General features: G+C 67.6%; 28 protein-coding genes. 15 read left to right on the top strand and 13 right to left on the bottom strand.

Annotation, left to right across the window (positions count from 1 at the left end; translation table 11 throughout):
- Window positions 1-151 precede the first annotated feature (151 nt).
- Window positions 152-1,186, top strand: a complete 1,035-nt coding sequence (locus QN239_RS20710; protein WP_499013120.1) for a DUF4192 domain-containing protein — start codon at window positions 152-154, stop codon at window positions 1,184-1,186.
- 5 nt (window positions 1,187-1,191) lie between these two features.
- On the opposite strand, the gene QN239_RS20705 is transcribed toward QN239_RS20710, so the two are convergent.
- The 3 genes from QN239_RS20705 to QN239_RS20695 form a co-directional block, all read right to left on the bottom strand.
- Window positions 1,192-1,896, bottom strand: coding sequence for an iron-dependent transcriptional repressor DtxR (locus QN239_RS20705; protein WP_499013118.1), 705 nt, complete (start codon window positions 1,894-1,896; stop codon window positions 1,192-1,194).
- A 133-nt stretch (window positions 1,897-2,029) separates the two neighbouring features.
- Window positions 2,030-2,989 carry a sigma-70 family RNA polymerase sigma factor gene (locus QN239_RS20700; protein ID WP_090356502.1) on the bottom strand — a complete coding sequence of 320 codons (960 nt, stop codon included), beginning with the start codon at window positions 2,987-2,989 and terminating at the stop codon, window positions 2,030-2,032.
- Window positions 2,990-3,158: 169 nt separating this feature from the next.
- Entirely contained in the window at window positions 3,159-3,548 is a 390-nt protein-coding gene (locus tag QN239_RS20695; protein WP_499013116.1) for a DUF3099 domain-containing protein, read from the bottom strand.
- Window positions 3,549-3,604: 56 nt separating this feature from the next.
- Between QN239_RS20695 and QN239_RS20690 the strand changes: the two genes are divergently transcribed.
- Complete coding sequence (locus QN239_RS20690; protein ID WP_090356499.1) at window positions 3,605-3,841, top strand: DUF3039 domain-containing protein; 237 nt, start codon at window positions 3,605-3,607, stop codon at window positions 3,839-3,841.
- Here QN239_RS20690 and QN239_RS20685 read toward each other — a convergent pair.
- Complete coding sequence (locus QN239_RS20685; protein ID WP_499013114.1) at window positions 3,831-4,775, bottom strand: YihY/virulence factor BrkB family protein; 945 nt, start codon at window positions 4,773-4,775, stop codon at window positions 3,831-3,833. The genes QN239_RS20690 and QN239_RS20685 overlap by 11 nt on opposite strands.
- Window positions 4,776-4,792: 17 nt before the next feature.
- Window positions 4,793-4,984, bottom strand: a complete 192-nt coding sequence (locus tag QN239_RS20680; RefSeq protein WP_090356496.1) for a DUF7455 domain-containing protein — start codon at window positions 4,982-4,984, stop codon at window positions 4,793-4,795.
- 135 nt (window positions 4,985-5,119) lie between these two features.
- Here QN239_RS20680 and QN239_RS20675 point away from each other — a divergent pair, with 135 nt between their 5' ends.
- From QN239_RS20675 to QN239_RS20665, 3 genes are all read left to right on the top strand, one after another.
- On the top strand, window positions 5,120-5,482 hold the full coding sequence (locus tag QN239_RS20675) for a DUF952 domain-containing protein (protein WP_499013112.1): 363 nt from the start codon (window positions 5,120-5,122) through the stop codon (window positions 5,480-5,482).
- Window positions 5,479-6,282 (top strand): SDR family NAD(P)-dependent oxidoreductase, encoded by an 804-nt coding sequence (locus QN239_RS20670; protein ID WP_499013111.1) that lies wholly within the window; start codon window positions 5,479-5,481, stop codon window positions 6,280-6,282. The genes QN239_RS20675 and QN239_RS20670 overlap by 4 nt, the downstream gene beginning before the upstream one ends.
- Window positions 6,283-6,343: 61 nt before the next feature.
- Complete coding sequence (locus QN239_RS20665; RefSeq protein ID WP_499013109.1) at window positions 6,344-7,132, top strand: hypothetical protein; 789 nt, start codon at window positions 6,344-6,346, stop codon at window positions 7,130-7,132.
- 166 nt (window positions 7,133-7,298) lie between these two features.
- Here the strand turns inward: QN239_RS20665 and QN239_RS20660 are convergent, their stop codons facing one another.
- The gene (locus tag QN239_RS20660; RefSeq protein WP_499013107.1) at window positions 7,299-7,511 is read right to left on the bottom strand and encodes a hypothetical protein; all 213 of its coding nucleotides are present in this window, start codon (window positions 7,509-7,511) and stop codon (window positions 7,299-7,301) included.
- A 34-nt stretch (window positions 7,512-7,545) separates the two neighbouring features.
- On the opposite strand from QN239_RS20660, the gene QN239_RS20655 reads away from it, so the two are divergent.
- The gene (locus QN239_RS20655) at window positions 7,546-11,235 is read left to right on the top strand and encodes a PecA family PE domain-processing aspartic protease (RefSeq protein ID WP_499013106.1); all 3,690 of its coding nucleotides are present in this window, start codon (window positions 7,546-7,548) and stop codon (window positions 11,233-11,235) included.
- Between the two features lie 207 nt (window positions 11,236-11,442).
- A complete protein-coding gene (locus QN239_RS20650) occupies window positions 11,443-11,835 on the top strand; it encodes a nuclear transport factor 2 family protein (RefSeq protein WP_499013104.1) in 393 nt (130 codons plus the stop codon).
- A gap of 57 nt (window positions 11,836-11,892) precedes the next feature.
- Here the strand turns inward: QN239_RS20650 and QN239_RS20645 are convergent, their stop codons facing one another.
- Window positions 11,893-13,326, bottom strand: coding sequence for an RNA polymerase sigma factor (locus QN239_RS20645; protein WP_499016889.1), 1,434 nt, complete (start codon window positions 13,324-13,326; stop codon window positions 11,893-11,895).
- Window positions 13,327-13,522: 196 nt separating this feature from the next.
- Entirely contained in the window at window positions 13,523-14,320 is a 798-nt protein-coding gene (ppgK, locus tag QN239_RS20640; protein ID WP_499013103.1) for a polyphosphate--glucose phosphotransferase, read from the bottom strand.
- 83 nt (window positions 14,321-14,403) lie between these two features.
- Between ppgK and QN239_RS20635 the strand changes: the two genes are divergently transcribed.
- The gene (locus QN239_RS20635; RefSeq protein WP_499013101.1) at window positions 14,404-15,237 is read left to right on the top strand and encodes an inositol monophosphatase family protein; all 834 of its coding nucleotides are present in this window, start codon (window positions 14,404-14,406) and stop codon (window positions 15,235-15,237) included.
- A gap of 1 nt (window position 15,238) precedes the next feature.
- On the opposite strand, the gene cei is transcribed toward QN239_RS20635, so the two are convergent.
- On the bottom strand, window positions 15,239-15,889 hold the full coding sequence (cei, locus tag QN239_RS20630) for an envelope integrity protein Cei (RefSeq protein ID WP_499013099.1): 651 nt from the start codon (window positions 15,887-15,889) through the stop codon (window positions 15,239-15,241).
- Between the two features lie 160 nt (window positions 15,890-16,049).
- Here cei and QN239_RS20625 point away from each other — a divergent pair, with 160 nt between their 5' ends.
- Window positions 16,050-16,352, top strand: coding sequence for a DUF4193 domain-containing protein (locus QN239_RS20625; RefSeq protein WP_090356478.1), 303 nt, complete (start codon window positions 16,050-16,052; stop codon window positions 16,350-16,352).
- A gap of 1 nt (window position 16,353) precedes the next feature.
- Here the strand turns inward: QN239_RS20625 and QN239_RS20620 are convergent, their stop codons facing one another.
- A complete protein-coding gene (locus QN239_RS20620) occupies window positions 16,354-16,839 on the bottom strand; it encodes a DUF3093 domain-containing protein (RefSeq protein ID WP_090356476.1) in 486 nt (161 codons plus the stop codon).
- Between the two features lie 40 nt (window positions 16,840-16,879).
- Between QN239_RS20620 and dut the strand changes: the two genes are divergently transcribed.
- Window positions 16,880-17,344 (top strand): dUTP diphosphatase, encoded by a 465-nt coding sequence (gene dut, locus QN239_RS20615; RefSeq protein WP_090356474.1) that lies wholly within the window; start codon window positions 16,880-16,882, stop codon window positions 17,342-17,344.
- Window positions 17,344-18,036: a DUF3710 domain-containing protein gene (locus tag QN239_RS20610; RefSeq protein ID WP_499013097.1), complete on the top strand. Its 693-nt coding sequence runs from the start codon at window positions 17,344-17,346 to the stop codon at window positions 18,034-18,036. Before dut ends, QN239_RS20610 begins: the two co-directional genes overlap by 1 nt.
- Here the strand turns inward: QN239_RS20610 and QN239_RS20605 are convergent.
- Entirely contained in the window at window positions 18,033-18,740 is a 708-nt protein-coding gene (locus tag QN239_RS20605) for an alpha/beta hydrolase (RefSeq protein WP_499013095.1), read from the bottom strand. The genes QN239_RS20610 and QN239_RS20605 overlap by 4 nt on opposite strands.
- 123 nt (window positions 18,741-18,863) lie before the next feature.
- Between QN239_RS20605 and QN239_RS20600 the strand changes: the two genes are divergently transcribed.
- Both QN239_RS20600 and QN239_RS20595 read left to right on the top strand, forming a co-directional pair.
- Entirely contained in the window at window positions 18,864-19,235 is a 372-nt protein-coding gene (locus QN239_RS20600; protein ID WP_499013094.1) for an OB-fold nucleic acid binding domain-containing protein, read from the top strand.
- A 53-nt stretch (window positions 19,236-19,288) separates the two neighbouring features.
- Window positions 19,289-19,891: a DUF3159 domain-containing protein gene (locus tag QN239_RS20595; RefSeq protein WP_499016887.1), complete on the top strand. Its 603-nt coding sequence runs from the start codon at window positions 19,289-19,291 to the stop codon at window positions 19,889-19,891.
- Here the strand turns inward: QN239_RS20595 and QN239_RS20590 are convergent.
- Both QN239_RS20590 and QN239_RS20585 read right to left on the bottom strand, forming a co-directional pair.
- The gene (locus QN239_RS20590; protein WP_090356466.1) at window positions 19,888-20,553 is read right to left on the bottom strand and encodes a potassium channel family protein; all 666 of its coding nucleotides are present in this window, start codon (window positions 20,551-20,553) and stop codon (window positions 19,888-19,890) included. The two genes, QN239_RS20595 and QN239_RS20590, sit on opposite strands and share 4 nt — an antisense overlap.
- Window positions 20,553-21,221 carry a potassium channel family protein gene (locus QN239_RS20585; protein ID WP_090356464.1) on the bottom strand — a complete coding sequence of 223 codons (669 nt, stop codon included), beginning with the start codon at window positions 21,219-21,221 and terminating at the stop codon, window positions 20,553-20,555. The genes QN239_RS20590 and QN239_RS20585 overlap by 1 nt, the downstream gene beginning before the upstream one ends.
- Window positions 21,222-21,331: 110 nt before the next feature.
- Here QN239_RS20585 and QN239_RS20580 point away from each other — a divergent pair, with 110 nt between their 5' ends.
- Together QN239_RS20580 and QN239_RS20575 are read left to right on the top strand one after the other, a co-directional pair.
- A complete protein-coding gene (locus tag QN239_RS20580; protein ID WP_499013092.1) occupies window positions 21,332-23,323 on the top strand; it encodes an APC family permease in 1,992 nt (663 codons plus the stop codon).
- Window positions 23,320-24,495 (top strand): class I SAM-dependent RNA methyltransferase, encoded by a 1,176-nt coding sequence (locus QN239_RS20575; RefSeq protein ID WP_499013091.1) that lies wholly within the window; start codon window positions 23,320-23,322, stop codon window positions 24,493-24,495. Before QN239_RS20580 ends, QN239_RS20575 begins: the two co-directional genes overlap by 4 nt.
- The last annotated feature ends 1 nt before the right edge of the window (window position 24,496 follow it).

The raw sequence follows: 24,496 nt of genomic DNA, 5'->3' as shown, positions 1-24,496 counted from the left end.
TACGCCGGTTCCGGCGATCTCGCACGCCGACGGCGGGTAATGGCGTGTGAACAACAGTCGATCAATCCACAGTTACCGATTCATCCACAACCGGTGCCGCCGGGGCCCGTTTAGCGCCTCGGGTGACGGTGTGGCCTGTGACGGTCTGGATATGACCACACAACCTCGCTTCACAGATCTCGACCGCCCTGCCGCCCTGATCGCCGCGCTACCCGCGGTCCTCGGTTTCGTCCCCGTCCACTCGCTGGTCCTGGTCACCCTCGACCGTGGTGACATCGGCCCCGTTCTGCGGGTGGACCTGCGCGCCGCTCTCACCGCGGGCACCGAGCATTTCGCGTCGGTGGTGGCGTCGTCGTGTCCGGACGCGGCGATCGCCGTCATCGTCGACGAGAACATGCCGGACTGCAGCGCCTGCGCCGGTGATCACCTCGACCTCGCCGACCGGCTGGCGGAGTCGCTGGACGGGCACGCGATTACGCTGCTGGCCGCGCTCGTGGTGGACCGGGTCACCCCGGGCGGACGATGGCGCTGCGCCGACGGGTGCGGTGCCGGCGGCGTGATCGACGATCCCGCATCGTCGCCGATGGCGGCGGCAGCGGTGCTCGAGGGACGCAGGCTCTACGGCCGGCGTGAGGAGCTGGAACAGGTCGTCGATATCGTCGACCTGGACCGCTGCGACCGGCTGACCGAGCAGATAGCGCGTCGCGCCACAGGTGACCCGACCCCTGCCGCGGAGGCGGTGCGGTTGGCACTGCGGATGGCCGCACAGATCGGTGCCGGGACCGATCCCGACGATGCCGAGGTGGCGGCGCTGGCGTGCGCGCTCACCAACCCCCTGGTCCGGGACACGCTCTATGCGCTGGCGGTCGGTGAGCGGGCCGCCGAGGCCGAATCGCTGTGGACGCGGCTGGCACGCATCCTGCCGCAACCGTGGCGGACGGAGGCCCTGGTGCTGGTGGCCTTCTCGGCCTACGTGCGCGGCGACGGCCCACTCGCCGGGATATCCCTGGAAGCGGCGCTGAAATGCCAGGCGACCCATCGGATGGCCGGCATGCTGGACCAGGCCCTTCAGTCGGGGATGCACCCTCGGCAGATACGCGAACTGGCGCTCACCGGTTATCGGACCGCAGCGCAACTCGGCGTGCAACTACCCCCGCGGCGCGCGTTCGGTCAGCGCGCCCGATGACCTGGTCAGGCCTTCTCCACCTTGACGGCGTGGGCCATATGGTGCGGTAGCTCGACTTCCTGATGCCCGGGAATCAGGATCAGCACGCCGCCCTGGCCGCCCGGTTCGTCACTCACCTGCACGGTGACCCTGGCGTTGGGGACGACGCCGGCGTCCTTGAGTCGGCCGATCAGCTCGACATCACCCTGCACGTGTTCGGTGAGCTGGCGCACCACCACCGCGACCGGCGATCCGGCCGGCAATTCGGTGAGGCGCACCAGGTTTGCGTCCTCGGGTATGCCCGATTCGCCGTAGCCCAGCTCGGACAGCCCGGGGATGGGGTTGCCGAACGGGGACGTGGTGGGGTTCTTGAGGACCTGCAGGAGGCGGCGCTCCACGTCCTCGCTCATCACGTGTTCCCAGCGGCAGGCCTCGGCGTGCACTTCCTCCCAGGGCAGGCCGATCACGTCGACCAACAGGCGCTCGGCGAGGCGATGCTTGCGCATCACCGAGACGGCCAGGTAGCGGCCCTTCTCGGTGAGTTCCAGATGGCGGTCGCCCGCGACATGCAACAGGCCGTCGCGCTCCATCCTGGACACGGTCTGACTGACGGTCGGCCCGCTCTGCTCAAGGCGTTCGGCGATACGGGCACGCAACGGCACCACGCCCTCTTCCTCGAGGTCGTAGATGGTCCGCAGATACATCTCCGTGGTGTCGATCAGATCATTCATGCGCTACCTTCCAGGCCCTCCGTCAGCTGCCGAGTCTACCGGTCTGGCCGCCTGAACAGGGCTCCAACATCCCCCTTGCGAACAGTGTGATGCCCGCCGCGCGAACGCGACGGGCATCACCTGAGGAGGAAACCTAGCTGGCGTAGGAGCGCAACCGCTCGGCACGCTCGCCATTGCGGAGCTTGGCCATCACTTCACGTTCGATCTGGCGCACCCGCTCACGGGACAGCCCGAACAGCTTGCCGATCTGGTCCAGCGTGCGCGGCTGCCCGTCGTCCAAGCCGAAGCGCAGCCGGATGACCTGCTGTTCGCGCTCGTCCAGCGTCGCGAGCACGTACCGGATATCGGTGTGCAGCAGCTCGGCGATGACCGCGTTCTCCGCCGACATGGCCTCGGCGTCCTCGATGAAGTCGCCCAGCGGGGCCTCTTCGTCGGTTCCGACCGGCATGTCCAGGCTCACCGGGTCGCGGCTGTGCTCCAGCAGGTCGTTGATCTTCTCCACCGGGATGCCCGACTCTTCGGCGAGCTCCTCGTCGGTGGCCTCGCGGCCCAGGTTCTGGTGCATCTCGCGCTTGATCCGGGCCAGCTTGTTCACCTGCTCCACCAGGTGCACGGGCAGCCGGATGGTGCGGCTCTGGTCGGCCATGCCGCGCGTGATGGCCTGACGGATCCACCACGTCGCGTAGGTGGAGAACTTGAACCCCTTGGTGTAGTCGAACTTCTCCATGGCGCGGATGAGCCCGAGGTTGCCTTCCTGGATCAGGTCCAGCAGCGGCATACCGCGACCGGTGTAGCGCTTGGCCAGCGACACCACGAGGCGCAGGTTGGCCTCCAGCAGATGGCGGCGGGCGGCATCGCCGTCACGCACCACCGCGGCCAGATCCTTCTTGCGGGCATCTCCGAGACGTTTGCGGGTGTCGAGTACATGCTGGGCGTACAGGCCCGCCTCGATGCGCTTGGCCAACTCGACCTCGTCTGCGGCGGTCAACAGCGCGGTCTTACCGATGCCGTTGAGATACACCCGGACGAGATCGGCGGCTGGGCTCTGAGCGTCCAGATCGCTGTCGACACGACTGATGCTGGCGATCGCCATTTACAGGCCTCCTGATCGGCTGGAACTTTCACTGCGTTCAACGTCCGTACAGTGCCCAGAGTTCCCGCTGGTTCCCGATGTCACACCTATTGACCTGCGGTTTTTTCGCGGTGACCTGAGAATGTCCTGAGAAGTGCGCAAGAAGGGCGCTCAGGTGGGAACGCAGCGATCAGGAGGGTTCGGTGTCGGGGTCCCGTTCGGTGCGCGGCGCGTGTTCCAGTGCGGGACGCTCGGCGGTGGGGAACAGGGGAGTGCGGCGTGGGCCCCCGGCCGCGTAGCGGCGCGGCTCCGTCGCCTTGCGCGGCGGGCGGTCGTTGGCGATCAGCACGGCCATCCACGGCAAGGGGACGGACAACACGATGATGCCCAGTGAGATGAGCCCGTTGTGCCAGATTCCGTAGGCGGCGGCGGCCAGCACCAGGGCCGGGATCCGGAACGCCATCAGGGTGAAATACTTGCGCATCCTGGCGCGATGCTGCTCTTCATAGGGTAGGGCGGCGCGGGTGATCAGGATCGGTCGACCGTCGTCGTCGAAACCCAGCTCCGGGCCGTGTTTCATAACTTCCACTCTCCCACATCTTCGCAACGCCGGACCCGGCCAGGCACAATGTACGGATGCAGACCCAGACGATCGAACGCCCGGATACCGACGAACGTGTCGATGACGGAACCGACGACGACGCCCCCAAGGTCTTCCATTACGTGAAGAAGGAAAAGATCGCCGAAAGTGCGGTCATGGGTACGCATGTCGTCGCGCTGTGCGGTGAGGTGTTCCCGGTGACCAAGGCCGCCAAACCGGGCTCGCCGGTCTGCCCGGACTGCAAGCGGATCTACGAACAGCTCAAGAAGTAGCCGCGTCGTCGCCGCTGCGGCTGTCGGCCTTCTCCTCGATCCACTCCCGCAGCCGGCGCGCATGGGTGTCCGGGGCCGGCCACTCCTCCTGGATCGCCGCGTTCAGCTCGGCGCCGATCATGATGGCGAACCCCAGCAGGAACGCGAACAGCAGGAACGCGATCGGTGTAGCCAGGGCGCCATACGTATAGCCGGTCGCCGTGATCCAAGTCAGATAGATCCGCAGGCCCACCGTCGCGATCAGGAAGACGGCCGTGGCCAGCACCGCGCCCACCACCAGCCGGTGTGTCGGCAGCGGCGCAGGCAGTGAGACCCGGTACAGGATCGTCACCGCCACGATCAGCACGACCACCAGCACCGGGTAGTAGCCGTACTGCAGCACGTTGTCCCAGCTCTCCGGGATGGACTGGGAGATCTTGCGCGGGCCGAGCGCGATGAACGGCGCGGTCAGCACCGCAGACATCAGCATCACCACGTAAAGGCCCAGGGCGAAGAAACGCTGCCGCACCGGGTGGCGAAGCTCGGTCTGGTCGTGGGCCTCGACCACCGAGTCGACGAACGCGGAGATCGCCGACGACCCGGCCCACAACGAGATGACGAAACCCAGGGACACCACCTCGCCGCGGGCGCCTCGCACGATGTCGTAGATCGTCGGCGCGATGATCTCGCTGACGACGTTCTGCGAGAAGAACCGGCCCGACGTACTGATCAGCTGGTTCTCGATGGTCGGCAAGGTGTCCGGACCGAACAGCGGTGCCAAGTAGGCCAGGCTGCCCAGCATCCCCAGCAGCAACGGCGGCAGCGATAACGCACACCAGAAAGCGGCTTGGGCGGCCTCGGAGAAGATCGAATCGTCCCAGGCCTTGGACAGGGTGCGCCGGGTGATCGGCCAGATGTGGTGGCGCGTCGGTTTTGCGGGGGGCTGGTCGCTCATGACCAGTCCAGCATTCCCTATGCGTCGACCGACTTGACCTCCAGCACCGCGGCCAGCTCGATCAGCTTGGCTTCGTGCTCATTGGCGTGGTGTTGGCAGAACAGAAGTTCGGCGCCCGACGGAAGCGTTGCGCGCACTTGCGCAGCCGCACCGCAGCGGTCGCAGCGATCGGCCCGGGTCAGCTCCGGACTGGTCAGGATTGCGTTCACGGCACGTCCTCCGTTCTGCTTGTTGCGTTGTTCTACTGTGTCAGACGTATGGGGTTCCGGCCTTGTTCCCTTGGGGTTTACCGGTGTGTCGTGTCTCACTGGCCACTCGGATTGCAGGGCGGGCAGGCTGGGCGCATGATTCGCGACCCTGAGGCGTTCGTCCATCTGTGTGCAGCGCAGGAGTGGGAAACCGCGCAGCGGGCGGGTGAACATCGCCCGTCTTCGTTGGCGGAAGTCGGCTTCGTTCATCTTTCCGCACCTGAACAGGTGCATCTGCCCGCCAATCGGCTGTACGCCGGACGCACCGATTTGGTGTTGCTGAGCATCGACCCGGCTAAGTTGGCCGATCCGGTGCGCTGGGAACCGGGCGTACCGACCGATCCGGAATCGATGCTCTTCCCGCATTTGTACGGGCCGCTCCCGGTGACCGCTGTGACGAGTGTCACCCGATACCTGCCCGCTGCCGACGGGCGGTTTGCTGAGTGGCCCGCGCGATGACGGGCGGGCCAGTCGCGGTGGTGACCGGTGCCAGCAGGGGTGCCGGCCGCGGTATCGCGGCGGCGTTGAGCCGCCATGGCTGGCGGGTGTACGCCACCGGCCGGACCATCTCGCAAGCCCCGCCCGGCGGTGTCGCGGTGCGGGTGGACCACGCCGACGACGATGCTGTCGCCGAGTTGTTCGCGCGCGTCGATTCGGCCGAGGGCGGCCTCGATCTGCTGGTGAACAACGCCGCCGTCGTCCACGATGAGCTCACCGGTTCGAAACCCTTCTGGGAGAAGCCCATCGGCTTGGGTGATGTCCTCGATGTGGGCCTGCGGTCGGCGTATGTCGCCTCCTGGCATGCGGCGCCACTGTTGGTGCGCCGTGAGCGTGGGCTGATCGCGTTCACCTCGTCGCCGGGTGCGGTCTGTTACATGCACGGCCCCGCGTACGGCGCACAGAAGGCCGGCATCGACAAGATGGCCGCCGATATGGCCGTGGACTTCCGCGGTACCGGGGTTGCCTGTGTGTCGATCTGGATGGGCATCTTGTTGACCGAGCGATTTCGCGCCGCGTTCGACGGTCATCCCGACGCCCTGGCGAAGACCGCCGCGCACGCGGAGACCCCAGAGTTCACGGGCCACCTGATCGACGCGCTCTACCGCGATCCGGACCTGGCCGATCTCAGCGGGCACACCCTGATCGGTGCCGAGCTCGCGCAGCGCTACGGCCTCACCGACGAGGACGGCAGAAGGCCGCCGTCGCACCGCGAAATGCTCGGTGAGCCGCGAGAACCCAGTGAGGTGGTGATCCGCTGAGGTACCCCGGCGGCCCAGGCACAGGGTGACAAATGCACCCCATTTCGTAAACTGACCCACCGTGGCCATACTGTCGGGTTTCGCGCCGTGGATCGTCTACTGGGTTCTGGTCGGGAATGTCCCGTTCGGGGTCGCCGCACTGGCCGCACTCGCGGTCGCGGTGGCGTCGTCGACGGTGAGCTGGATCAGGGGAGTCGCCTGGCGCACCCTCGAGGTCGGTGCCCTCGCGACGTTCGTGGTTCTGGCGGTGCTGACGTTCACCCTGGACGAGGTATTTCTGGAGCGCTGGATCCAGCCGCTGAGTACCGCCGCCATCCTGGTCGTGGCGCTTGCCGGGCTGCTGGCCGGCCGACCGTTCGTGCGGGAACTCGCCGAGGCCGATCAGGCGCCCGATGTGCGCAAGAGCGATCTGTTCGGGCCGATCACCACCAGGATCACCTGGATCTGGGTCGGTGCCTTCGCCGCCATGACGGTGTCGGCGGCCGTCCCGCCGATCGTGTCAGGCACCGCCGGCATCCTGGACGCCGGGACACCGTTGTCCTACCTCTGCTCCTGGGTGGTGCCGTTCGTCGTGTTCGGTGGCGCCGTGGTGGCCTCGCGTGCCCTGACAGAACAGCTGATCGCCGAGGCGACCAGCCCGCACACCGTGCGCAAGACCACGTTCGTGGCATTCAAGGAATTGGAGATCGATCAGCTGTACTACCTGGCCAGGGAGAAGGCCGATCGTGAGGCGGGCGCCGAGATGGAGGCCTACGACGTGAAGCTGGGTTCCCAGGGTGTGCCACTGACCGGGGACGAGTCCCGCGAGTCGTGGCCCGCCTCATACAAATTGCGGCCACGTAGACACTGACGCGGCACCGCTCCTGTCAGTTTGCTGGGAGTCGGTACGGATGGGCTACCCGCCGACGCCACCGATCTCTGATAATTCAGCGTCAGCACCGTCGATTTGGGTCCTCCCAATTCGTTCTACCGAGTAGAGGATCCATGGCGCGTCGAGCACGGCACCGGTCCCCGCGTCAACGATCCGGCGGGCGCCGGGAACCCTTTGCCTGGCTCGGCGCCGGGGCCGTGACGTTGGGGGTGGGTGCGGCACTGGCCGCCGGCCCGGTCGTCGCGCGCGCCGATGACACGAGTTCCTCGTCGGCCACGTCATCGCCAGCCACGTCAGCCACGTCGGCCGCTTCGACCACGCCGGCGACGTCCGGTGCCACCGAAACGAGCCGGCCCACCTCCGTTCATGTGTGGCACCTGCCCACCCTGAGCGTGCCGAGGAAGCCGCACCATTCCGCGTACTCCGGCAATCCGTCTGCTGGCGCGGCGACTCCGAAGACGTCGACAGGGTCCACCGCCGCGGCGGATACCCCTTCGGCACCACCCGCCCGGCATGGCGAGGCCGCCGCCGAGCAGGACGCGCTCACACCGGCGCGCCCGGTTCCGGCCGCCGCGCCCGCGGAAGTGGCCGCGGTGCGGGTGAATTCGGTGACGCCACACGTCGTCCCGGGGCTGACCCAGACGTTCCGCGCCGTGGTGCGCGCCTTGACGGCGCCGTGGACGGTGAGCGGGTCGGGCCGCGGTACGCCGGCGGAGTCGCCCGCGGTATGGGTGCTCGCCGCTGCCGCTCGCCGCCAGGTCGGGGCGACCGAGGACACCGTCGTCACACCGGTCGCGGCCACCGCGACCTTCAGCGCGCTGGCCGTGGCGACCGCCAATGCCGATCCGGTGTTCGGCACGGCGACGGTGGGCACGCCCAACAGCAGCACCGGGGTGGTGACCGGGAAGGTCGTCGCCACCGACGCCGACAAGGACACGGTGACCTATACCGCCGCCGCGCAGAGCATCGCGGGCGGCACCGTGGTGCTCAACTCGTCCACCGGGACCTTCACCTACACCCCGACCACCGCTGCCCGGCACGCGGCCGCGGCCATCGGTGCGACGACGGCGACCTCCGACACCTTCACCGTCGACGCGTCGGACGGCAACGGCGGCACCGCAACCCAGACGGTGACCGTGAAGGTCGCGCCGCTCAACACCGCGCCGGTGCTCGCCGCGACACAGGTGGCCGGCGCGGTCACCGCCACCGATGCCGACGGTGACACGTTGACCTACAGCGCGACACCGACGAAAGGCAGCATCGCCTTCTCGTCGACGGGTGCGTTCACCTACACCCCGACCGCGGCAGCCCAGCACGCCGCGGCAGCCACCGGAGCGTCGTCCTCGGTGAAGACCGACACCTTCACCGTCACCGTGGCCGACGGCCACGGTGGCACGGTGGCGACCAAGGTGACGGTGACGGTCACCCCGGCCGATACGGCCCCGGTCATCAGCACCGTCCCGACCGCGAGTGCACCGAACGCCGCCACCGGTGTCGTGACCGGCACAGTCGCCGCCACCGACGCCGACAACGACAAGCTGACCTATGCGGCCACCGCGGCCAAAGGCAACGTCAGCATCAACACCGGCACGGGCGCGTTCACCTACACCCCGACCGCCGCCGCCCGGCACGCAGCGGCCTCCGATACCGCCACCGACGCCGACAAGTCCGACACCGTGACGATCACCGTGTCCGACGGCCACGGCGGCACCGTCACCAGCGCCGTCGACGTGACCGTTGCCCCGACGGACAGTGCGCCGAAAGTCTCGACCACCGTGGGCAGTCCGAACTCGGCGACCGGAGTGGTGACCGGCACGATCAAGGCCACCGACGCCGAGAAGGACACCGTCGTCTACAGCGTGACCGCTGCCACCGCAAAAGGCACCCTCACGCTGGACGTGAGTTCCGGGGCGTACACCTACACCCCGACCACCGACGCGCGCCTGGCCGCCGCGGCCAAGGGTGCCAGCACCGCCGCCACGCACGACACCTTCACCGTCGCGGTCGACGACGGCCACGGCGCCACGGTCACCAAGACCGTCACGGTGTCGGTGTCCCCGTTGGGGGATAAGCCGGTCGCGGGCACGCCGAGTGTCGGCTCGGCAGACTCGACCGGAACCGTCACCGGCGCAGTCGAATTCACCGAGCCCTACACACAGCTGCCGCTGACCTACGCGGTCACCACAGCGACCACCAAGGGCACGATCACCCTGGATGCGGCCACCGGTGAATTCACCTACACCCCGAACACGGTCGCCCGCCTGGCCGCGGGAGTCTCGACCACACCGGTCACCGACAAATTCACCGTGAGCGCCGCGAATTCGATCACCTCGACCACCGAGACCGTCACCGTGACGGTCGCCCCCGCCGTGCTCGGGGTCACCGACAGCACCGGCACGGGTGGTACCCCGTTCGTACGGACCGGCACGCTCAGCCCCGACGGTAAGACCGCCTACGTCGCGAACGCGAGCGCGGGCACGGTGTCGGTCACCGATATCGCGAGCAACGCCGTCACCGGAACCATCACGGTCGGAAAGAATCCCGGCGCCATCGCAGTCAGTGCCGACGGTGCCACCGTCTATGTCGCCAATGCGGGTTCGGGCACGGTGTCGGTGATCAACACGGCCACCGACACCGTCATCAAGACCATCAGGGTGGGCAGCACGCCCTCGGGGCTGGCGCTGCGGCTCAACGGCAGCAGGCTCTATGTCGCCAACGCGGGTTCGGGCACGGTGACGGTGATCAACACCGCGACCAGGATCGTCACCAAGACCATCAGGGTGGGCAGTGAACCGGTCGGGCTGGCGATCAGTGCCGACGGCAGCGCGCTGTATGTCACCAACACCGGCGCCGACTCGGTGTCGGTGATCAACGCGGCCACCAACAGGCTGGCCGTCACCACCGGACTCGGTGTCGCGGTGGACACGCTGCTCAGCGGCTCCGGTGCCACCCTCTCCGTCACCAACGGTGTCGACACACCGGTCGCGGGAACCATCACGGTCGGCACGCCCAGAACCACCACCGGTGCGGTCACCGGCACCGTCTCCTATACCGACCCGTCCGGAAAGACGTTGACGTACAAGGTGATCACCGCGCCGGCCGACGGCACGGTGAAGGTGACGTCGACCGGTGCGTTCACCTACACCCCGACCGTCGCCGCCCGCCTGGCCGCCGCATTGACCAGTGGCAGCACCGACACCTTCACCGTGGTGGCCACCAACGGCCTGGCGACGACCGCCCAGACGGTCACCGTGCCGGTCTCGGGTGAGGTCAACGCGTCCGTCGCGCTGAAGATGGTCTACGGCACCGAGCCGGTGATCCACATCTCGGTCAACGGTGGGCCGAGCGTGCCGGTGCTGGTCGACACCGGATCGGTGGGTCTGGTGATCACCTCCAAGTACGTGGGGACACAACAGGACCTGGGTACCTCGACGGGATCAGGAGCCAGCGGATACTCCGGTGGACTGAGTTACACCTTCGACACCTACACGACCACAGTGGATTTCGGCAACGGGATTGTCTCCGGGCCCACCTCGGTCGATATCGTCAGTGCGGCCTCGCAGTCGGCGTTCGCCTCGTTCGCCGCCCGCGACGGGGTGGTCGGCATCCTGGGGATCGGGCCGAATTCGTATGGGCCGGGTCCCAGTTCGGTGATCTCCGCGCTACCCGGTGACCTGAACTACGGCGTGCTGATCGACGAGCAGGACGGTCTGCTGGAATTCGGGCCCAACCCGCGCTCGGCTCTGGTGACGCTCAGTGGGGCACCCTGGACGACGCTGGAGGTGCAGGTCGGCACGGGGGTCGTCACGCAGGTGTTCACGGTGATCGATTCCGGCGGCGTCTACGGCACCATCCCGTCGTCGTTGGTCGGGGGAGGGTCGAGCGTGCCCGTCGGCACGGTCATCAAGGTCTACACGAGCGACGGCACGACGTTGCTGTACTCGTACACGACGACGTCCGGGAACCGTCCGACCGTCACGTCGGATACCTATATGAACTCCGGTACGGCGCCGTTCGCGCTGGGGCCGATTTACATCTCCTACACGGGTTCCAGCGCGGGCCAGACGATCTTCGACGTCTAGACCGACGGTGGCCGGCAAACGGTGTGCGGCGAAGGCCGGTTAGCCCCGCGGCGACCGGCGAATGTTTGCGTGTACATCGAGCGACGGGAGGCTTACATTCGATATGGCGCGTGAAGGGTCTGACTGATCCGAGAGCCGACTTCGCGTGACTTCCCTGAGCGGCTCAGCCCGTCACAGCCGAATATCGGATCGGCGGAAGGAACGGCAATGTCAGAGGAACAGGACAACATCGAACTCGTCACACGGGGCTACCAGGCCTTCGCCAGCGGCGACATGGACACCGTGATGGCGTTGTTCGACGACAACATCGAGTGGGTGCAGCCCGGCAACAGCACGATCAGCGGCACCTACCACGGCAAGGGTGAACTGGGTCAGTACCTGGCCAGGCTGGGCGAGAAGAGCCCGACGGTGACGATGAACAAACTGCTCGCCGACGGAGACACGGTGGTGGCGCTCACCGAGGTCGCCGCCGCAGGTGAAAAGGCGCGCGACGCCGAAGTTTTCACCATTCGCAACGGGAAGACGATCCGGGTGGTGGTACATACCGATACCGCGATGATGGAGCGCGTCTACGGGTCCAAACAGCACGCGGCCCACTAGAACGGCGAATGGCCGCCACCCCAGATGGGTGGCGACCATGTCGTCGTTCTCGCGAACCTAGTCCAGGTAGTCCCGCAGCACCTGCGAGCGGCTCGGGTGCCGCAGCTTCGACATGGTCTTGGACTCGATCTGGCGGATGCGCTCGCGGGTCACCCCGTACACCTGCCCGATCTCGTCGAGGGTCCGCGGCTGACCGTCGGTCAGGCCGAACCGCAGCCGCACCACACCGGCTTCGCGCTCCGAGAGCGTCTCGAGAACCGACTGCAGCTGATCCTGCAGCAGAGTGAACGACACCGCGTCCACCGCCACCACGGCTTCGGAGTCCTCGATGAAGTCACCGAGCTGCGAATCGCCCTCGTCGCCGATGGTCTGGTCCAGGGAGATCGGCTCACGCGCGTACTGCTGGATCTCCAGCACCTTCTCCGGCGTGATGTCCATTTCCTTGGCCAGCTCTTCGGGCGTGGGTTCGCGACCCAGGTCCTGCAGCAGCTCACGCTGGATGCGGCCGAGCTTGTTGATGACCTCGACCATGTGCACCGGGATACGGATGGTGCGGGCCTGGTCGGCCATCGCGCGGGTGATGGCCTGGCGGATCCACCAGGTGGCGTACGTGGAGAACTTGTAGCCCTTGGTGTAGTCGAACTTCTCGACCGCGCGGATCAGACCCAGGTTGCCTTCCTGGATCAGGTCCAGGAATGCCATACCGCGGCCGGTGTAGCGCTTGGCCAGCGACACCACCAGACGCAGGTTGGCCTCCAGCAGGTGGTTCTTGGCGCGGTCACCGTCGCGGCAGATCCACTGGTAGTCGCGGCGCTGCGCGGTGGTGAGCTTCTCGCCCTTCTCGGCGAACTCGACCATCAACTGGGTGCAGTACAGGCCGGCCTCGATACGCTTGGCGAGCTCGACCTCTTCCTCGGCGTTGAGCAGCGCGACCTTGCCGATCTGCTTCAGGTACGCGCGGACCGAGTCGGCCGATGCCGTGAGTTCGGCGTCCTTGCGGGCCTGGCGCAGGGCCTCGGATTCCTCCTCGTCCCAGACGAAGTCACCGGAGGCCTTGTCCTTCTCCGTCGGTTCCGGATGCTCCTCGTCGGCGGCCTTCGCAGCCGGCTTGGCGCCCGGCACGACCACCGCGACGATCTCGACCTCGCCGTCGACCTCGGCGTCTTCACCGTCCTCGTCGCCGTCGGTGCTCTCGTCCGCGTCGTCGGTGTCGAGGTCGTCGTCGATCTCGACCTCCTCGACCTCGAGATCGTCGCCCGGCTCCGCCTCGAGATCGTCGGTCTCCAGATCCTCGGCGAGGTCTACGACGTCGGTATCGGGGTCGGGTGCACCCGCAGCCTTGGCTGCGGCCTTCTTGGCGGGAGCCTTGGTTGCGCGTTTCGCGGGGGCCTTGGCAGCTGCGGCCTTGGCGGGAGCCTTTTTGGCAGGAGTCTTGGCGGCGGTGCGCTTCACCGGCTCGTCGGTTGCCGGGCTTGCTTTTGTCGCTGCCACGTACACCCTTTCGGTCTTGCGGATTCCGGCGCGCACGCATGCGTCACCGGAAAGCGTCGGCTGTGTCGAATATCGGCGATGATCTCTGCTCGGAAACCCGCCGCTATTTCGGTAGGCGGCCGCCGTTGACCATTGTAACGACAGTGTGAGATACGGCTGTGCCGTGCGGCAAATTGGCCGTCTCGCGCGCGTCGCGTCAGGCGGTGCCGTGCGCCGTGTCGGCGGCCAGCGCGGCACCGACGATGCCGGCCTCGTTGAGCAGGGTCGCGGCCACCACCGGGGTGCGGTTCTTCAGCAGCGGGATCCACTTGTCGGCCTTGCGGCTGATGCCTCCACCTGCGATGAACAGGTCCGGCCAGATCGCATTCTCGATGGCCACCAGCACCTTGGTGACCTCTTCGGTCCAGCGCTCGTAGCTCCATTCCTTGCGTTCCTTCACCGAGGACGCGGCCCGGTGCTCGGCCTCCTTGCCGCCGACTTCCAGGTGGCCGAACTCGGTGTTGGGCAGCAGCACGCCGTTGTGAATCACCGCCGAACCGATCCCGGTCCCGAAGGTCAGCAGCACGATCACCCCGGTTTTGTCCTTGCCGGCGCCGAACCGGGCCTCGGCGATTCCGGCCGCGTCGGCGTCGTTGAGCACCGTCACGACCTGCCCGCCCAACTCGTTGCCGATGATCTCGGCGGCGTTGGCGCCGATCCAGCCCTTGTCCACGTTGGCCGCGGTGCGCACGATCCCGTCGGTCACCACACCCGGGTAGGTGACACCGAGCGGGCCGGTCCAGCCGAATTCGCGGACCACGGCGGCCACCGTCTTGGCGACGGCCTCCGGGGTGGAGGGCTGCGGGGTCAGGACCTTCACCCGATCGCCGATGAGGGCGCCGGTGTCGAGGTCGACGATGCCGCCCTTGATCCCGCTGCCGCCCACGTCGACGCCGAATCCGCGGCGGGGGGTGCTGCTACCGGCTTCGGCGGCGGGCGGTTCGGTGGCGGTCATAGAACGCTCCTCGTACAAGGTCCGGCAGGTGCGACGCGCCACACACATTAGTGCCCCGAGACGTGCTGTGTTGCGATGGTCGAGTGGAAACCAACAACTGTGATCCGCTGACTTTGCGCGCCGTGGCCGAGCAATTGGCCACCGAGGCCGCTGCTTTCGTGGTGCGCCGCCGCGATGAGGTGTTCGGCGACGACGCCGGCGCCCCCGGCCCCGACGGTCCGGTCCGTACCAAGAGCACGCCGACCGATCCGGTCACCGTGGTGGATACCGAGACCGAACGGCTGATCCGCGACCGGCTCGCGGTGCTGCGGCCGGGCGATCAGATCCTCGGTGAGGAGGAGGGCGGGTCCACGGACGTCGAACCGGGCCGTCCGGTCTGGGTGATCGACCCCATCGACGGCACGGTGAACTTCGTCTACGGGATCGCCGATTACGCCGTGTCGGTCGGGGTCCAGGTCGACGGCCGGTCCGTCGCGGGCGCGGTCGCCAATGTGGCGACCGGAGAGCTGTACTCGGCAGCACTCGGGCACGGCGCCACCGTGACACGCCACGGTCGGTCAACGGCGTTGCGCTGCAACGCTATCGACGACCTGTCGCTCGCGCTGGTCGGTACCGGTTTCTCCTACGAATCGCAGCGGAGGGCCCGGCAGGCGCAGGTGCTTGCCGGGTTGCTGCCGGATGTACGTGACATCCGCAGGATCGGCTCGTGTGCGCTGGATCTGTGCATGGTGGCGGCCGGCCAGTTGGACGCCTACTACGAGGACGACGTGCACGTCTGGGACTGGGCGGCCGGGGTGCTCATCGCGACCGAAGCCGGTGCCGTCGTCGACTTGCCTGACCCGGACCTGCTGTGCGCGGCCGCCCCTGGGGTGGCCGCCGCGCTCGGCGACGCACTGCGGATCCTGGGCGCCCGCTAGGTCAGCAGGCGGCGCCGTGGATGGTGCGCAGCAGCGCCGGATCGGGCGGCTGGGTGGCGTCCGGGCGCAAGCTGGCCAGCATCGCGTCGATATCGTCGTTGTGGCTCAACTCGCCGAACTCGGTGCCGATCGCCAGGTCGACGGAGTCGTCGGTGCGCTGGTCCTGGAACAGCTCCGTGCACGGCGCCACCAGCCAGACCGCCGCGGCGGCCGCGCGGCCGGCCGGGCCGAACCGGATCTGGCCCTGGCACTCCAGCCGGGTGCCGGCGTAGATGGGGTCGTTGGACGCGGTCGGCTGGGCGAAGCCCAGATCACGCAGGGCGCTGGACACCTCGGCGGCCTGACCGCCCTGGCCGCTGGCGTTGAGCACCTTGGTCTTGGTGTCGGCGAGCTTGGCCGGCACCACCTCGGTCATGGTCTCGCGCGACACCTGCTGGCCGAGTTTCGGCTGATTCGGGTCGGTGGCCGCCGGGGGAGCGTTGCAGACGACGGCTTCGTGGACAGCGGTCGGCCGGTTCAGGGCGATCACCCACACCACGCCGGTCGCTATTGCCAGCGCCAGGAACAGACACAGGACGGGAATATGGTTCCGTTTGCGGAACGGGCGACCGTGTTTGTCGAACGCCGTGCCGTCGGTGATGAGAGCGACCACCCCTGCACCTTAAGGGCACATACCGGCACCGTCCCCTACCTGGGGATTTGGTATGTGATATAAATCACACCCGTTCTGAGGGGATTCGGGGCACGAATCATTTGGTGTAGGCGTTCGACGCTGGTACAAAGCTCTGCTGCAAGGTAACGGAGGGGATGAGATGGCTACCGACTACGACGCTCCGCGGCGTTCAGAGACCGATGACGTGTCCGAGGATTCGCTTGAGGAGCTCAAAGCGCGGCGTAACGAGGCTCAATCGGCGGTCGTTGACGTCGATGAATCCGAGTCCGCGGAATCGTTCGAACTGCCCGGCGCGGATCTGTCGGGTGAAGAGTTGTCGGTGCGTGTCGTGCCGAAGCAGGCCGACGAGTTCACGTGCTCGAGCTGTTTTCTGGTGCATCACCGCAGCCGACTCGCGAGCGAGAAGAACGGCGTGATGATCTGCACCGATTGCGCGGCCTGAACTACGAGCGAAGGGCTGCCAGCACCCGGTCCGGGTGCCGGCAGCTCACCAACCAGTACGGGGTGGGGTCGTCCGGATCATCCAGGACGACCAGAACCATGGGCCCTACCCAGGCCCGGTGTAGGACGTAGGCGGCGGGGTCGAGCTGGCGACCAAGGGCCGCCGATTTCGCCGACTTCGGCACCTCCGCCGACCGGGAGATGACACCCACCGGCAAGTGCGCCTGTCCGGCCCACAATTCGGCTTCGGCCCGGCCGTCGGCGCCGTCGACGACCCGGACCTCCCAGCGGCTCATCCAGAGCAGCGTGGCGGCGGCCACCGGCAGCAGGACCGCGAACGGCACCCAGTCGGGGAGGGCGGCGACGCCCATGTTGACCTCGGTCGCGATCAGGGCCGCCAGGCCCAGGGCCGGCGGCCAGAACCACCACGGCACCCGAAGCCGTTCCCGATAACGGACCGATTGGGTGGCTGCGCGCGTGTCCGACACGTGCCCAAGAGTAATCGCCGCGGTTGTAGAGTAAGCCGTCGTGTCAGCCACTTTGGCGGTCGTGCGTCTGGACCGCGAGCTACCGATGCCCAGCCGGGCCCACGACGGCGACGCAGGCGTGGACCTGTTCAGCGCTGTCGACGTGGATCTGGCACCCGGCCACCGCGCCCTCGTGCCGACCGGGATCGCCGTCGCCATTCCGCACGGGATGGTCGGGTTGGTGCATCCGCGTTCGGGTTTGGCTACGCGCGTGGGGCTTTCGATCGTGAACAGTCCCGGCACCGTCGACGCCGGGTACCGTGGCGAGATCAAGGTGGCGCTGATCAATCTCGACCCGGACCAGCCGATAGCGATCAAGCGCGGTGACCGCATCGCCCAACTGCTGGTGCAACGGGTCGAACTTCCCGAGCTGGTCGAGGTGTCGTCATTCGACGAGGCCGGGCTGGCTGACACTTCCCGTGGCGCTGGTGGCCACGGTTCCTCCGGCGGACATGCGAGTTTGTGATGGCAGATAACGACGAAGATTCCCAAGACGACTTCGAGGGCCCGTTCGATATCGAGGACTTCGACGATCCCGAGGCGGCCACGGTGGCCCGCCTGGACCTCGGCTCCGTGCTGATCCCGATGCCCGAGGCCGGGCAGGTACAGGTCGAGCTGACCGAGCAGGGGGTACCCAGCTCGGTGTGGGTGGTCACCCCCAGCGGCCGGTTCACCATCGCGGCGTACGCGGCGCCGAAGTCGGCCGGGCTCTGGCGTGAGGTCGCCGGCGAGCTGGCCGATTCGCTGCGCAAGGACGGCGCGAAGGTGCGGATCGAGGACGGACGCTGGGGCCGTGAGGTCGTCGGCGTCACCGCGGCTCCACAAGGTCAGGGCACCGGCGTGGTGCGCTTCATCGGCATCGACGGCTACCGGTGGATGATCCGGTGCGTGGTCAACGGCTCACCCGAGACCATCGACGCGCTTGCGGTCGAGGCCCGGGAAGCGTTGGCGGATACCGTGGTTCGGCGCGGCGACACGCCGCTGCCGGTGCGCACCCCGCTGACCGTGCAGCTGCCGGACCCGATGGCCGAACAGCTGCGCGCGGCCCAGGCACAGGCGCAGGCTCAGGCCGGGGAACCGGCAGAGCCGGCGCCGGATGCCCGGCGCACCGCGATGTCGGCGATGCAGCAGCTGCGCAGCACCATCACCGGCGGCTAGAGATCCAGGAGGGCGCCGACACACGCCGCGCCCAGTACGCCCGGGTCGGTGCCCATCTCGTGCAGGGTGACCGTGCGCAGCGCGGCGTGCGGTGCCGCGGCCACCCACTCCAGGGCCACGTCGACCGGGTGGATGGGATCGTCGGTCGCCGCGGCCACGCCCATCGGGACCGTCAAGGTGGCCAGTTCCGCGCTGGTGGGCGAGACATGCCCGGCCGCCGCATCCATCGCATCGGGCAGTGCCGGCCACTGCGCCAGCCAGGACCGGGTGAGTTCCTCGGCCAGCCAGGAGGGGCTGGAGGCGCGCATCGTGGCCACCGTTGCGGCTAGCCCGTCGGTGCGCAGCAGTTGCGCGGTGTGCCGGGCCGACAACGCCGCCGGCGCGTTGTCGGGCGGTCCGGTCCACGCCGGCAGGGCGGCGAGCACCGCGACCGTGTGTGCCGGATGGGCGAGGGCCCAGGACGTCGCGACGGCTGCACCGATCGACACGCCACCGACGGCGATAATGTTGCGTTCGTCACCACGCACCGCCTCGTCCAACGCGGCCAGGTATCCCGCGATGAGCTGTTCGGGTTGCGGCGGCGGGGTCACCAGCACTGCGCCGACCTCGTGCAATGCACCCGAAAACGCCCGGTACACATAGTCGTCGTCGGACCCGGTACCGGCCAGCAGGACCGTCGTCACCCCGCGCAAATTCACTGCCACCACATGATGGTGCACCCATCGGTGCGACGCGCCCGACGCGACGTGGCGATTCGGACCCAAGAGGTCTACCGTGGCGACAGTCAGGAAGTAAATCCACGACGGATTTACGGCAAGGGAGAGGCCATGGCTACGGCCGAAGGGTATCTGCGCCGGCTCACTCGGCGGCTCACAGAAGACCCGGAGCAGCTCGACGTCGAAGAGCTCAGTGGCGAGGCGGCGAGCACCGGCGCGCAGCGCGCAATCGACTGTCGTCGCGGTCAAGAAGTCACGATGGTCGGCACCCTGCGTTGTGTCGAGACCAACGCGAAGGGTTGTGGCAGCGGTGTCCGCGCCGAACTTTTCGACGGCACCGATTCGGTGATGCTGGTCTGGCTGGGGCAGCGCCGTATCCCCGGTATCGAATCCGGCCTCACCCTGCGGGTGCACGGCCGCCTCGGCACGCTGGAGAACGGCGCCAAGGCGATCTATAACCCGCACTACGAGATTCAGAAGTGACCCACCCCGAACAGGGGACAGAACAGAACAACGCACGCGCGGTTCTCGACCAAATGGGCGGCATCAGCGGCCTGATCTACTCGTCGCTGCCGGTGGTCGTCTTCGTCCCGGTATCGACCACAGCGGGCCTCATGCCCGCCATCTTCGCCGCACTCGGCGTGGCGGCCCTCGTTCTCATCTGGCGGCTTGTCCGTCGGGAATCGCTGCAGCCCGCGGTGTCCGGTTTCATGGGCGTCGGAATCAGCGCGCTGATCGCCTACCTGGTGGGCGCCTCGAAAGGCTATTTCCTGCTGGGAATCTGGTCTTCGCTGGTGTGGGCCGCGGTGTTCGCCCTGTCGGTGCTGATCCGGCGGCCCATCGTCGGTTACGTGTGGGGCTGGATCAACGACCACGGGCGGGGTTGGCGCGAAGTGCGCCGCGCCGTACTCGCTTTCGACATCGCCACCCTGGTGTGGGTGGCGGTGTTCGCGTCACGCTTCGTGGTGCAGCACCACCTGTACGACTCGGATCAGACCGGCTGGCTCGGCGTGGCCCGCATCGCGATGGGATGGCCGCTGACGGGAGTCGCCGCGGTGGTCACCTACTTCGCCATCCGGTTCGCCCAGCGTGCCGTGCACGCGCATCACGCCGCACTGAGCGAGTCGGCGGAAAGCTAAGCCCGCTCGGGGCGCAGCAGCAGTTCGCGCAACTCGGTCTCGACTTCGGCGACCGCCACGAAGATCAGCTCATCGCCGCCCTCAAGCGGTTCGTCGCTCTCCGGGACGATCACCCGCGACCCGCGCAGAATCGTCACCAGCGAGGCGTCACGCGGCAACTGGAGGCGTTTGACGGCCTTGCCGCCCCACGGGGTGTCGTCGGGCAGGGTGATCTCGACCAGATTCGCCTGTCCCGTGCGGAAACTCATCAGCCGCACCAGATCACCCACGGCGACCGCCTCTTCGACCAGTGAGGCGAGCATCCGCGGCGTGGACACCGCGACGTCGACGCCCCAGTTGTCGTCGAACAGCCACTCGTTGCGGGGGTCGTTGACCCGGGCCACCACCCGCGGTACCGCGAACTCGGTCTTGGCCAGCAGGCTGAGCACGACGTTGGCCTTGTCGTCGCCGGTCGCGGCGATCACCACGTCGAACTCCTCGAGCTTCACCGATTCCAGCAGGCTCAGTTCGCAGGCGTCGCCGAGCCGCCACTGCGCGGCGGGGATGGCGTCGACGTCGATGTGTTGAGGATCACGTTCCAGCAGGGTGACGTCGTGGCTCTCGACGAGCTCGCGGGCGATGGAGCGGCCGACGGCGCCGGCACCGGCGATGGCTACCTTCATCAGTTCTCGTCCTCGCTCGGCGGCAGTGCGGAGATCGCCATGGCTTCGGCGATATGGCCGGAGATCGCGGCCAAGAACACGTGGTCGCCGGCCTGGATGACGGTCTTGGCGTCCGGGAGCAGTCCCGTCCCCAGGCGGAGCAGGAAGGCGACCCGGCCGCCGGTGGCGGTCTCCAGCGCGGTGATCGGCCGGCCCGCCCACTCCTCGTGCAGCGGCAGTTCTGCCACGCCGACGTTGCCGGACGGGTCGCGCCACTTGGTGGTCTCGGTTTCGCGGGTCAGCACGTTGAGCAGCCGGTCGGTGGTCCACGGCACGGTCGCCACCGTGGGGATGCCGAGGCGCTCGTAGACCGCGGCGCGCTTGGCGTCGTAGATGCGGGCCACCACGCGCTCCACCCGGAACGTCTCCCTGGCCACCCGCGCCGAGATGATGTTGGAGTTGTCGCCCGAGGACACCGCGGCGAACGCGCCGGCCTCCTCGATACCGGCTCGCAGCAGCACGTCCCGGTCGAAACCCATTCCGAGCACGCGCTCCCCGGTGAACTCGGGGCTGAGCCGGTTGAAGGCCGTGCTGTCACGGTCGATCACAGCTACCTCATGGCCGATCCGGGACAACCCGTCGGCCAACGATGCGCCCACTCGGCCGCATCCCATCACCACTACCCGCACCCTGGGTCCTCTCGGCCGTCTGCCAGGAACAGCGTTTCATCCACAGTCCATTCAACCCTGCGCACCCGGAACGCTACAGCCAATCGCCGGTGGGCTTAGTCTTGGCACTCGTGTCCAAGCTCTCGACCGCCGCGCGACGGCTGGTCCTCGGAAGGCCGTTCCGTAGCGACAAGCTCGCGCACACGCTACTGCCGAAGCGGATCGCGCTGCCCGTGTTCGCCTCCGATGCGCTGTCGTCGGTCGCTTACGCACCTGAGGAGATCTTCCTGGTGCTGTCAGTGGCCGGGCTGAGCGCTTACACCATGGCGCCGTGGATCGGGTTGGCCGTCGCCGCCGTGATGCTGGTCGTGATCGCCAGTTACCGGCAGAACGTGCATGCCTACCCGTCCGGCGGTGGTGACTACGAGGTGGTCACCACCAACCTGGGCGGCACCGCGGGCCTGACGGTGGCCAGCGCGCTGCTGGTCGACTACGTGCTCACGGTGGCGGTGTCGATGGCCTCGGCGATGTCGAACATCGGGTCGGCGGTGCCGTTCATCGCCCAGCACAAGGTGCTGTTCGCGGTGGCCGCCATCTTGATATTGGCCTCGCTCAACCTGCGCGGTATCCGCGAATCCGGTACCGCCTTCGCCATTCCCACCTACGCGTTCATGATCGGCATGTATCTCATGCTGGCCTGGGGGTTCATCCAGATCTTCGTGTTGGGCCATGAACTGCGCGCCGAGTCGGCCGGTTTCGATGTGCACTCCGAGCACGGCGACGTGCTCGGGCTGGCGATGGTGTTCCTGGTGGCCCGCGCGTTCTCCTCGGGATGTGCGGCGCTGACCGGCGTGGAGGCCATCAGCAACGGCGTGCCCGCATTCCAGAAACCCAAGTCGCGCAACGCGGCGACCACGCTGCTGCTGCTCGGCGGCATCGCCACGACGCTGTTCCTCGGCATCATCGTGCTGGCCAAGGAGACCGGCGTGAAGATGGCCGAGACCTCCGATCAGCTCATCGGGGCACCGTCGGGGTATCACCAGAAGACGTTGGTGGCGCAGCTGGCCGACGCCGTGTTCCACGATTTCCCGATCGGCCTGTACGCCATCGCCGGTGTCACGGCGCTGATCTTGGTGCTGGCCGCCAATACCGCCTTCAACGGGTTCCCGGTGCTGGGCTCGATCCTGGCCCAGGACCGCTATCTCCCGCGGCAGCTGCACACCCGCGGTGACCGGCTGGCGTTCTCCAACGGCATCCTGTTCCTGGCGTTCGCGGCCATCGCCTTCGTCATCGCGTTCCGCGCCGAAGTGACCGCGCTGATCCAGCTCTACATCGTCGGCGTGTTCGTCTCGTTCACCCTCAGCCAGATCGGCATGGTCAAGCACTGGACCAGACTGCTGCGCATCGAGACCGATTCGGCGGTGCGCAGGCACATGATGCGGTCCCGGGTGATCAACGCCATCGGTCTGGTGTGCACGGGCACCGTTCTGGTCATCGTCGTCATCACGAAATTCCTTGCCGGCGCCTGGATCGCGATCCTGGCGATGTCCTCGCTGTTCGTCATCATGAAGCTCATCCACAAGCACTACGACACGGTGGCCCGTGAACTGGTGGCTCAGGAGGAGTCCGAGGGCGACATCGTGCTGCCCAGCCGCAACCACGCCGTCGTGCTGGTGTCCAAGCTGCATCTGCCGACCCGGCGTGCACTGGCATACGCGCGAGCCACCCGCCCGGACGTGCTGGAAGCCATCACCGTCAGCGTGGACGACGCCGAGACACGGCAGCTGGTGCACGAATGGGAGGACAGCGATGTCACCGTCCCGCTGAAGGTGATCGCGTCGCCCTACCGGGAAATCACCAGGCCGGTACTCGATTACGTCAAGCGGGTCACCAAGGAGTCGCCACGGACGGTGGTGACGGTGTTCATCCCAGAATATGTGGTGGGGCATTGGTGGGAGCAGGTGCTGCACAACCAGAGCGCCCTGCGGCTGAAGGGCCGGCTGTTGTTCGAACCCAACGTGATGGTGACCTCGGTGCCGTGGCAGCTGAGCTCGTCGGAACGGCTCAAGAAGCTGGCTCCGCAGTCGGCGCCCGGTGACGCGCGCAGAGGGTTCCTCGATTGAGCGAGTCGACAACCGAGCTGACCCTGACCACGGGGCCCGCGGCCAACGGTGGTAGCTGCGTGGCGCGCCACGACGGCCGAGTGGTGTTCGTGCGGTACGCGCTGCCCGGTGAAACCGTCCGGGTACGGGTCCGTGCCGAACGCGGATCCTATTGGCACGCAGATGTTGTCGAGGTGCTGGAAGCATCACCCGACCGTGTCGAGGAACTGTGCCCGATCGCCGGGGTGGATGGTGCGGGGTGCTGTGACCTGGCCTTCGCCGCACCGGCGGCCGCTCGCCGGATCAAGGGTGAGGTGGTGGCCAACCAGTTGGGCCGCCTGGGCGGCTACGAATGGTCGGGGGCGGCCGAGCAGGTCGGCGCGGTGGGATCCACCGGTTGGCGCACCCGGGTCCGTCTCGACGTCTCCGCATCCGGGCACGCCGGGTTTCACCGCTACCACAGCACCGAGCTGTATCCCGAACTGAACTGCGGTCAGCTTGCGCCGGGGCTGGTGGACGGTGTGGACGGATCGCGCTGGCCACCCGGTGCGCAGCTGCACATCGCGGTCGACGACGACGGTGTGCGCCACATCGTTCAGACGGGACCAGCCAAGCAGACTCAGGTGGTCGAGGGACAGTACGAGGCGCTGCAGCGGATCGGGGACCGCGAGTGGCATGTGCCGGTGACGGCGTTCTGGCAGGCGCATCGCGATGCGCCTGAGGTCTACAGCGCGTTGATCCGTGATGCCGCGCGGCTGGAGCCCGGCATGACGGCGTGGGATCTGTATGGCGGCGCAGGGGTTTTCGCGGCGGCGCTGGCGACCGAAGTGGGTGAGACCGGGCAGGTGCTGACGGTCGACACCTCGCGCGGCTCGGCACGTGCGGCCCGGACCGCGCTGGCCGATATGCCGTGGGTGTCAGTGGTGACCGACTCCGTGCGCCGGGCGTTGACCGGGCGGCGTGACAGCGCGGATGTCGCGGTGCTCGACCCACCCCGGACTGGTGCCGGCCGGGAGATCATCGACCTGATCGCCGGGGTGCCACGGGTGATCCACATCGGTTGTGAGGCAGCATCATTCGCCCGCGATGTGGGGGAGTACCTGCGGCACGGCTACACCGTGGAGCAGCTGCGGGTGTTCGACGCGTTTCCGTTGACGCATCACGTGGAGTGCGTGGCGGTACTGACCCGCTGAG

The sequence above is a fragment of the Mycolicibacterium sp. Y3 genome (assembly GCF_051188035.1).
Taxonomy (GTDB): domain Bacteria; phylum Actinomycetota; class Actinomycetes; order Mycobacteriales; family Mycobacteriaceae; genus Mycobacterium; species Mycobacterium fluoranthenivorans.
This window is presented reverse-complemented; position numbering and strand designations above follow the sequence as displayed.